This window comes from Mycobacterium simulans (genome assembly GCF_900232995.1).
GTDB lineage: Bacteria > Actinomycetota > Actinomycetes > Mycobacteriales > Mycobacteriaceae > Mycobacterium > Mycobacterium simulans.
In genome coordinates this window covers 706,014-715,632 of record NZ_OCVX01000007.1, presented here as the reverse complement: position 1 = coordinate 715,632, position 9,619 = coordinate 706,014, and the positions used below count along the sequence as shown (strand labels likewise).

Annotated in this window: 5 protein-coding genes; all 5 read left to right on the top strand. The window is 65.6% G+C overall.

Annotated elements, in window-relative coordinates:
• Positions 1–832: hypothetical protein (locus tag MSIMFI_RS25365; protein ID WP_224770427.1), on the top strand; the 832-nt coding region annotated here is incomplete at its 5' end.
• 58 nt (positions 833–890) lie between these two features.
• Complete coding sequence (locus MSIMFI_RS25360) at positions 891–1,628, top strand: DUF2652 domain-containing protein (RefSeq protein ID WP_191499659.1); 738 nt, start codon at positions 891–893, stop codon at positions 1,626–1,628.
• A 198-nt stretch (positions 1,629–1,826) separates the two neighbouring features.
• Complete coding sequence (locus tag MSIMFI_RS25355; protein WP_191499658.1) at positions 1,827–3,584, top strand: patatin-like phospholipase family protein; 1,758 nt, start codon at positions 1,827–1,829, stop codon at positions 3,582–3,584.
• A gap of 44 nt (positions 3,585–3,628) precedes the next feature.
• A complete protein-coding gene (locus tag MSIMFI_RS25350; RefSeq protein WP_191499657.1) occupies positions 3,629–6,955 on the top strand; it encodes a transglutaminase family protein in 3,327 nt (1,108 codons plus the stop codon).
• Positions 6,956–6,981: 26 nt separating this feature from the next.
• Positions 6,982–9,591 carry a circularly permuted type 2 ATP-grasp protein gene (locus MSIMFI_RS25345; protein WP_191499845.1) on the top strand — a complete coding sequence of 870 codons (2,610 nt, stop codon included), beginning with the start codon at positions 6,982–6,984 and terminating at the stop codon, positions 9,589–9,591.
• Positions 9,592–9,619: the final 28 nt, after the last annotated feature.

Sequence of the window (9,619 nt, the reverse complement as noted above, 5' to 3'; positions counted from 1 at the left end):
CCCGCCTCCCGGTTACGGCCCACCTGGAGGTGCGCCGCCTCCCGGTTACCCGCCCCAGCCCGGCTACGGTGTTCCACCGACATCGGTCTTCAGCGTGGGTGATGCGTTTAATTGGTCGTGGAACAAATTCACGCAGAACGCCGCGGCGCTCGTCGTTCCGCTTCTCGTGTACGCCGTGACGCTGGCCGCCCTGATCGGTGCGATGGTAGGGATCGTTCTCGCCACGTCGGAGAGCACGACTACCAGCTACACCGACGCCTACGGGGTCACCGGCGAAACCACGACCGCGAACATCACCCCCGTTGGGGGCATCGTCATGTTCCTCGGTTACATCGCGCTGTTCTGCGTGGCGGTCTACATGCATGCTGGACTTGCGACGGGCTGCCTAGACATCGCCGACGGAAAGCCGGTGACCATCGCAACGTTTTTCAAGCCGCGCAATCTGGGCAAGGTCGCCGGCACGGCGCTGCTGGTCGCCATTGGGACCTTCATCGGGACTGTGCTGTGCATCATTCCGGGCCTGATCTTTGGCTTCGTGGCGCAGTTCGCAGTCGTCTTTGCCGTCGACAAGTCCCTGTCGCCCGTCGACTCCATCAAGGCCAGTATCGCCACCGTCCGGGCCCAACTCGGCAACAGCGCGCTGTCCTGGCTGGTGCAGGTGGCAGCGGTGCTGGTCGGCGAATTGCTGTGCTACGTAGGCATGCTCGTTGGTGTTCCGATCGCCTCACTCATCCAGACCTACACCTACCGCAAGCTGTCCGGCGGCCAGGTCGTCGAGGCCACCCAGCCAGGCCCCCCGGCCGGTATGCCGCCGGGCCCCCAGATGGCATAGCGACGGTCGAGTAACGGAGGTCGCAGCGCGCTGCGGCCCTCGCTACACTGCCCGACGTATGGGCATTCAACGCGCTGTTCTCCTCATCGCCGATATCGGCGGATACACGAACTACATGCATTGGAACCGCAAGCACCTGGCCCACGCGCAATGGACGGTGGCGGAGCTGCTCGAATCAGTCATCGACGCCGGCAAAGGCATGAAGCTGGCGAAGCTGGAGGGCGACGCCGCGTTTTTTTGGGCACCCGACGGCGACGCCAACGTGCTGGTGTGCGACCGGCCATCCCGGATGCGGCACGCGTTCCGTGCGCGGCGGGAGCGGATCAAAAAGGACCATCCCTGCGACTGTAAGAGTTGTGAGCAGCGCGACAATCTGACGATCAAATTCGTCACCCACGAGGGCGAGGTGGCGGAGCAACGGGTGAAACGCAACGTCGAGCTCGCCGGTGTCGACGTCATCCTCGTGCACCGCATGCTGAAAAATAACGTCCCCGTGTCGGAGTACCTGCTGATGACCGACGTCGTGGCACAGTGCCTCGACGAGCCGGTGCGAGGGCTATGCAAGCCGCTGACGCACGACTTCGAGGGCCTCGGACATACCCCAACTCACTACATCGATCTCGCGACGGCGGAAGTGCCACCCGTGCCGCCAGAGCGCAGCTTCTTCGGCCGGCTCTGGGCCTATCTGAAGTTCGAGTGGCACGCGTTGCCGTACATGCTGGGTTTCAAGAAAGCCTGTGCAGGCTTTCGCAGCCTGGACCGCGGCGCAGACGAACAGCCAGCCACAATGGGCTAAGCGGGAGCAGCAGTTGGGGTGGCGCACGATCGAGTTTATCTGGCCGACATGGACGCTGTCTTTGCTGCGGTGGCACCAAATTGGTGAACAAACCACCTACCCGTAGCAGGTAAATTCATCTCGGAATACTGAGGAAACGCATCTGGCGATCTCGTACGTTTCGAGCCCGGCGGTTGCCCGACGGTAGAGCTGGGAGAGATGTCACTGAGGAATGAAGAGCGGTTGGCCAAACGAGGTGGTGCCGCTGTGCGAGCCGCATTGCGGAACATTCCGATACTCGCCGACATAGATGACGAACAGCTCGACCGACTCTCGACCACCATAGATCGTCGCCACGTCCCCGCCAACGAGTGGCTCTTTCACGTGGGAGACCAATCGGACTCCATCTATATCGTCGACTCGGGGCGATTCGCGGCTATCGGCGCGGATGGACACGTGATCGCTGAGATGGCATCTGGTGACTCGATCGGAGACCTGGGCGTGATCGCCGGCGGTGTTCGCTCGGCCGGGGTACAAGCTCTTCGAGACGGCGTCGTCTGGCGGATCGCTGCCGACACCTTCACCGAGATACTTGAGAGAGCCCCGCAATTGCAATCGGCCATGCTGCGGGTGATGGCGAGGATGCTGCGTCAGTCACGACGCACGAAGGCATCTCGGCGTCCTCGGGTTATCGGGGTGCTAGCAACTGAGGCTACCGCCGCCGCCCCAATCGTTGACGCGATCGCGACCCGACTCAGCTCTCACGGCCGGACTGCCGTCGTTGCTCCGCCCGTCGACATCACCGCTGGAGTGCAGACTTACGGCGAGTTCGTCGAAGCGTTCAGCGAAACCCTTGATCGGGCGGAGCGAAGCAACGATTGGGTTTTGGTGGTAGCCGACCGAGGCTCTAGTGGCCTTTGGCGTCAGTATGTTGGCGCCCAAAGCGACCGCCTCGTGGTCCTTGCGGATCGACAATCACCGCCGGACGAGGTTGATTCACTCGGTACCCAACGGCCAGTCCACCTGATCACCTGCACGGCGGAACCGGATCCGAGTTGGTGGGATCGGTTAGCGCCGGTTTCGCATCACCCCGCCACCGAGGATGGCTTCGGTGCTCTTGCACGCAGAATCGCCGGCCGATCGCTAGGTCTTGTGATGGCGGGCGGCGGGGCTCGCGGATTTGCGCATTTTGGTGTTTACGAAGAGCTCACCCGGGCGGGCGTTGTCATCGACCGGTTTGGCGGAACGAGTTCCGGTGCAATCGCTTCCGCAGCATTCGCGCTGGGGATGGACGCCGCGGATGCGATCGCTGCGGCGCGAGAGTTCATGGCGTACAGCGACCCACTCGGCGACTACACGGTCCCTGCGATAGCCCTGACTCGAGGTGGTCGCGTCAATCGTCTGATTGAGGAATTCTTCGGCAGTACTTTGATCGAGCATCTGCCAAAAGGGTTCTTCTCCGTCTCCGCGGACATGATCACAGGCGATCAGATCATCCACCGGCGCGGGCCGGTGTCGATCGCGGTGCGCGCATCGATCTCGATCCCCGGTCTCATTCCGCCGGTGCAACATGGCGAAAAGATGCTCGTCGACGGCGGACTGTTGAACAACCTCCCTGCCGACGTGATGTGCGCCGACCAAGATGGCGAAGTCATCTGCGTGGATCTACGTCGAACGTTCGTGCCGTCGAAAGGCTTTGGTCTGCTGCCGTCGATCGTTCAGCCTCCCGGGTTCGTCCGGCGGCTCTTCACCGGCACTGATATCGCCTTACCTCCGCTGCAAGAGACATTGCTTCGTGCATTTGACCTGGCGGCCTCCACCGCCAACCTGCAGGAGCTCCCTCGCGTTGCGGCCATCATCGAGCCGGACGTCTCGAAGATCGGTGTGTTGAACTTTAAACAGATCGATTCCGCCCTAGAGGCCGGGCGGATCGCAGCCCGAGCAGCCCTGGAAGCACAACCGGACCTCGTTCGCTGACTACGGAATGCGGTGGTCTGACCGGTGTGATCTGATCAGCGGTTATGAGCATCAAAGTTGCGCTGGAGCACCGCACCAGCTACACCTTTGACCAGCTGGTCCAGGTGTATCCGCACATCGTGCGGCTGCGCCCGGCGCCCCACTCGCGCACGCCCATCGAGGCCTACTCACTGCGCGTCGACCCGACCGACCACTTCATCAACTGGCAACAGGATGCGCTGGGTAATTTCCTTGCGCGGCTGGTCTTTCCGAAGCCGTTGCGGCAACTGACGATCACAGTCGGGCTGATCGCTGACCTCAAGGTCATTAACCCGTTCGATTTCTTTATCGAGGATTGGGCCGAGGTATGGCCTTGGCCAGGATTGACCTACCCCAAGGCGTTGGCCGATGACTTGGAGCCATATCTGCGGCCCGTCGACGAGGACGGAGACGGGTCCGGCCCCGGTGAGCTGGTGCGGGCCTGGGTGCGCAACTTCTCGGTGTCCGACGGGACCCGCACCATCGACTTCCTGGTCGCGCTCAACCGCGCGATCAACATCGACGTCGGCTACAGCGTTCGCATGGAAGCCGGTGTCCAGACACCGGATTTCACGCTGCGCACCGGTATCGGCTCGTGCCGGGACTCGGCGTGGCTGTTGGTGTCGATCCTGCGTCAGCTGGGGCTGGCCGCCCGGTTCGTGTCCGGCTATCTGGTGCAGCTAGCCTCCGACGTCGAGGCGCTCGACGGGCCGTCGGGGCCCGCCGCCGACTTCACCGACCTGCACGCCTGGACCGAGGTGTACATCCCCGGTGCGGGTTGGATTGGATTGGATCCAACGTCGGGACTGTTCGCCGGAGAAGGTCACATTCCGCTGGCGGCCACGCCGCACCCCGCGACCGCGGCCCCCATCACCGGCGGCACCGACCCGTGCGACTGCGTCCTGGAGTTCTCCAACACGGTGACCCGCGTGCACGAAGACCCGCGCGTAACGTTGCCCTACACCGACGCGGCGTGGCAGGCGATCCGCCAGCTGGGTCGCAGCGTCGATGAGCGGCTGGCCGCCGGCGACGTCCGGCTGACGGTCGGCGGCGAGCCCACGTTCGTCTCGGTGGACAATCAGGTCGACAAAGAATGGCGGACGGCCGCCGACGGCCCGCACAAGCGCCGGCTGGCATCGGATTTGGCGATTCGGTTGCGAGCCCGGTGGGCCCCGCAGGGGCTGATTCAGCGCGGTCAAGGCAGGTGGTATCCGGGAGAGCCGTTGCCGCGCTGGCAGATTGCGCTTTATTGGCGCACCGACGGACGCCCACTGTGGACCAACGACGCGCTACTGGCCGACCCTTGGCTTGACCAACCGCCCCCGGTCGACATCGATGCGGCACAGCGGGTGCTCTCCGGCATTGCCGAGGGTCTGGGACTGCCGCTCTCGCAGGTGCGGCCGGCCTATGAAGATCCGCTGAGCTGGCTGGCGGCCGCCGTGCGACTGCCGTCCGGTGACCCGGTGGATCCTGGCGACGACCTAGCTGACGACACCGCCTCGGGCCGCGCCGCGTTGCTGGCCCGTCTCGACGAATCCGTCACGTCCCCAACGGCTTTCGTGCTGCCCCTGCACCGCCGTGCCGACGGCCAGGGCTGGGCCAGCGCAGGCTGGCGGTTGCGCCGCGGTCGCATCGTGCTGTTGGAGGGCGATTCGCCGGCGGGTCTGCGGCTGCCGCTGGACTCGATCAGCTGGCTGCCGCCACGGGCATCGTTCGACGTCGACCCGATCAGCGTTGGGTACGCACTCCCGCCGGACCCGGTCGGCTTGGGGGCGGTAATGGAGGAACCCGAGACCGCGCCGACGACCGCGATGGTCGCCGAGGTTCGGGACGGATTGCTGTACATCTTCCTGCCGCCCACCGAAGCGCTGGAGCACTTCATCGATCTCATAGCCCGGGTCGAGGCATCGGCGGCAGCGGCCGATTGTCCGGTGGTCATCGAGGGTTACGGCCCACCGCCGGACCCGCGGCTGAAGTCGACGACGATCACGCCCGACCCCGGTGTCATCGAGGTCAACATAGCGCCCACCGCGAGTTTCGAGGAGCAACACCAGCAGCTGGAAACCTTGTACGAGCAAGCTCGGCTTGCTCGGCTTTCCACGGAGTCGTTCGACATCGACGGCACCCACGGCGGCACCGGCGGGGGCAACCACATAACCCTTGGCGGCGTCACGCCGGCGGACTCGCCGCTGCTGCGCCGCCCCGACCTGCTGGTCTCGCTGCTGACCTACTGGCAGCGGCACCCGTCGCTGTCCTACCTGTTCGCCGGGCGGTTCGTCGGCACCACGTCGCAGGCGCCGCGGGTCGATGAGGGCCGTGCCGAGGCGCTGTACGAGCTCGAAATCGCGTTCGCTGAGATCGCGCGATTGTCTCCGTCTTTCGGCGGCGGCCGGCCGCAACCATGGGTAACCGACCGCGCGCTGCGGCACCTGCTCACCGACATCACCGGCAACACTCACCGCGCCGAGTTCTGCATCGACAAGCTCTACAGTCCCGAAGGGCCCCGCGGCCGGCTCGGCCTGCTGGAGCTACGCGGGTTCGAGATGCCGCCGCACCTGCGGATGGCCATGGTGCAGTCGCTGCTGGTGCGCTCCCTGGTGGCGTGGTTCTGGGACGAACCGCTGCGCGCCCCGCTGATTCGCCACGGCGCTAACTTGCACGGGCGATATCTGTTGCCGCACTTCTTGATTCATGACATCGCCGACGTGGCCGCCGACCTGCGCGCCCACGGCATCGCGTTCGAGACCAGCTGGCTGGACCCGTTCAGCGAATTCCGCTTCCCACGCATCGGGACCGCCGTCTTCGACGGCGTGGAGATCGAGTTGCGCGGGGCGATCGAGCCGTGGCACACCCTCGGCGAGGAAGCCACCGCGACCGGCACCGCCCGCTACGTCGACTCGTCGGTCGAGCGCATCCAAGTCCGCGTCATCGGCGCCGACCGGCACCGCTACGTGGTGACCTGCAACGGCTACCCGGTGCCATTGCTGGCAACCGACAACGCCGACATCCATGTGGGTGGGGTGCGGTTCAAGGCCTGGCAACCGCCCAGCGCGCTGCACCCGACCATATCGGCCGACGGCCCACTACAATTCGAGCTCATCGATTTGACAGCCGGAACTTCACGGGGCGGCTGCACCTACCACGTCGCCCATCCCGGGGGGCGCGCCTATGACGAGCCACCCGTCAATGCGGTCGAGGCGGAGTCGCGCCGCGCGCGCCGCTTCGAGGCGACCGGCTTCACGCCGGGCAAACTTGACCTATCCGACATTCGGGAAAAGCAGGCCCGGATATTCACCGACATCGGCGCGCCGGGGATCCTCGACCTGCGACGCGTGCGTACCGTGCAGCAGTAATGGCGCTCTCAGAATTGGCACGGAGCATGCGTGGATCGGCTACCGCGCGGTATGACGTCGACCGCCTGCTGGCCGGCTACCGCACCGCGCGCGCCCAGGAAGCGCTGTTCGACCTGCGGGATGGCCCGGGGATCGGCTACGACGAATTCGTCGACCGAGTCGGCAATGTGCGGCCGGCCTGGACCGAGCTGGCCGACGCGGTCGCGGATCGCGGCAGGGCCGGGCTGGACAGGCTGCGCAAAGTGGTGCACGACCTTATCGACCACGACGGCATCACCTACACCGAGGTGGACGGGCACGGCCTCGAGCCCGGGCCGTGGATCCTGGACACCCTGCCATTGGTGGTATCCGCGGCCGATTGGGACGTCCTCGAGGCCGGCTTGGTGCAGCGGTCGCGGCTGCTCGATGCCGTCCTCGCCGACCTGTACGGTCCTCGTAACTTGATCCTCGAGGGCGTCCTGCCGCCGGAACTGCTGTTCGCCCATCCCGGTTACGTGCGAGCCGCGAACGGAATCAAGGTGCCCGGACGCCACCAGCTATTCATGCACGCCTGCGACATCAGTCGAAGGCCCGACGGCGGCTTTCAAGTCAACGCCGACTGGACGCAGGCCCCCTCGGGCGCCGGCTACGCGTTGGCCGACCGACGTGTTGTCGCACACGCGATTCCCGACCTGTACGAGAGAATCGCGCCGCGGCCGAACACCCCGTTCGCCCAAGCGCTGCGGCTGGGGCTGATCGACGCAGCACCCGATGTCGCCCAAGACCCGGTGGTTGTCGTGCTCAGCCCGGGCATCTTTTCCGAGACGGCGTTCGATCAAGCGTATCTGGCTACGCTGCTGGGTTTTCCGCTCGTGGAAAGCGCGGATCTGGTGGTGCGCGACGGCAAGCTCTGGATGCGCTCGCTGGGCACGCTCAAACGCGTTGACGTCGTCCTGCGGCGCGTCGACGCGGACTACGCCGACCCATTGGATTTGCGCGCCGATTCCCGGCTCGGCGTGGTCGGTTTGGTGGAGGCGCAACACCGCGGGACGGTGACCGTGGTGAACACGCTGGGCAGCGGCATCCTGGAAAGCCCTGGACTCTTGCGTTTCATGCCCGAACTGGCCGAGCGTCTCCTCGGTGAAGCCCCCCTGCTGCAGACCGCACCGGTCTACTGGGGTGGCATCGCCAGCGAACGAGCACACCTACTGGCCAACCTCTCGTCGCTGTTGCTCAAGCCCACCACCGGCGGACAAACCCTTGTCGGACCGACGCTTTCGTCCGCTCAGCTGGCTGACCTGGCGGCGCGGATCGAAACCATGCCCTGGCAATGGGTCGGGCAGGAGCTGCCGACGTTCTCGTCGGCACCCACCGACCATGCCGCGGTGTTGTCGTCGGCCGGCGTCGGCATGCGGTTGTTCACGGTCGCTCAACGTGGCGGGTATGCGCCAATGATCGGCGGGCTTGGTTACGTGCTGGCCCCCGGTCCTGCCGCGTACACGCTGAATACGGTTGCGGCTAAAGATATTTGGGTACGCCCAACAGAACGCGCGCTGGCCGAGACGGTTACCCTGCCGTCGTTGGTGGAGCCGGCGGCAAAGTCCGGCGCGGGTACCTGGGGCGTGAGCTCGCCGCGGGTGCTGTCGGACCTGTTTTGGATGGGACGCTATGGCGAGCGCGCGGAGAACATGGCCCGGTTGCTCATCGTCGCCCGCGAGCGCTACCACGTCTTCCGGCACCATCCGGACGCCGAGGAAAGCGAATGCGTGCCGGTGCTTATGGCTGCGCTGGGCCGGATCACCGGGACCGACACCGGGGTGGATCAAGACCATGCGGAGACGATCGCCGTGGTCCCCTCGACGCTGTGGTCGATGACCGTGGACCCGGACCGGCCGGGATCCCTCTTGCAGTCTGTGGAGGGGCTGGCGTTGGCCGCTCGCGCGGTGCGCGACCAGTTGTCCAACGACACCTGGATGGTGCTTGCCGGCGTGGAGCGCGCACTTATGCACAACTCCGAGCCGCCGGAATCGCTGACCGAGGCCGATGCCCTGCTCGCCTCGGCTCAGGCGCAGACGCTGGCCGGGATGCTGACGCTGTCGGGCGTGGCCAGCGAGTCGATGGTGCACGACGTGGGCTGGACGATGATGGACATCGGTAAACGCATCGAACGCGGCCTCTGGCTGACCGCGTTGCTGCGCGACACGCTGACCACCGTCCGCAGTCCCGCTGCCGAGCAAATCATCACCGAGTCGACTCTGGTGGCGTGTGAATCGTCGGTCATCTACCGACGCCGAACGGTGGGCAAGGTCAGCGTCGCCGCGGTGACGGAGCTGATGTTGTTCGACGCGCACAACCCGCGGTCGTTGGTGTATCAGCTGGAGCGGCTTCGGACCAACCTGCGGGATCTGCCCGGCTCGTCGGGATCGTCGCGTCCGGAGCGCATGGCCGAAGAGATCAGCACCCGGCTGCGCCGATCAGACCCGGCTGAGCTGGAGGAGGTCAGTGATGGCCGTCGCGCGGAACTGGCGGATCTGCTGACCGCGATCCACGCCGCGTTGCGCGATCTGGCCGAGGTCATCACAGCGACGCAGTTGACCCTGCCCGGCGGTATGCAGCCACTGTGGGGTCCCGACGAACGCCGGGTCATGCCTGCCTAGTTTGTTGGCTTGTCACTGACGTGCTGGC

Bases quoted from the DNA above. Each gene is read 5' to 3' on its own strand.
- MSIMFI_RS25360 (WP_191499659.1), top strand. From the start codon at position 891: ATGGGCATTCAACGCGCTGTTCTCCTCATCGCCGATATCGGCGGATAC.
- MSIMFI_RS25355 (WP_191499658.1), top strand. From the start codon at position 1,827: ATGTCACTGAGGAATGAAGAGCGGTTGGCCAAACGAGGTGGTGCCGCT.
- MSIMFI_RS25350 (WP_191499657.1), top strand. From the start codon at position 3,629: ATGAGCATCAAAGTTGCGCTGGAGCACCGCACCAGCTACACCTTTGAC.
- MSIMFI_RS25345 (WP_191499845.1), top strand. From the start codon at position 6,982: ATGCGTGGATCGGCTACCGCGCGGTATGACGTCGACCGCCTGCTGGCC.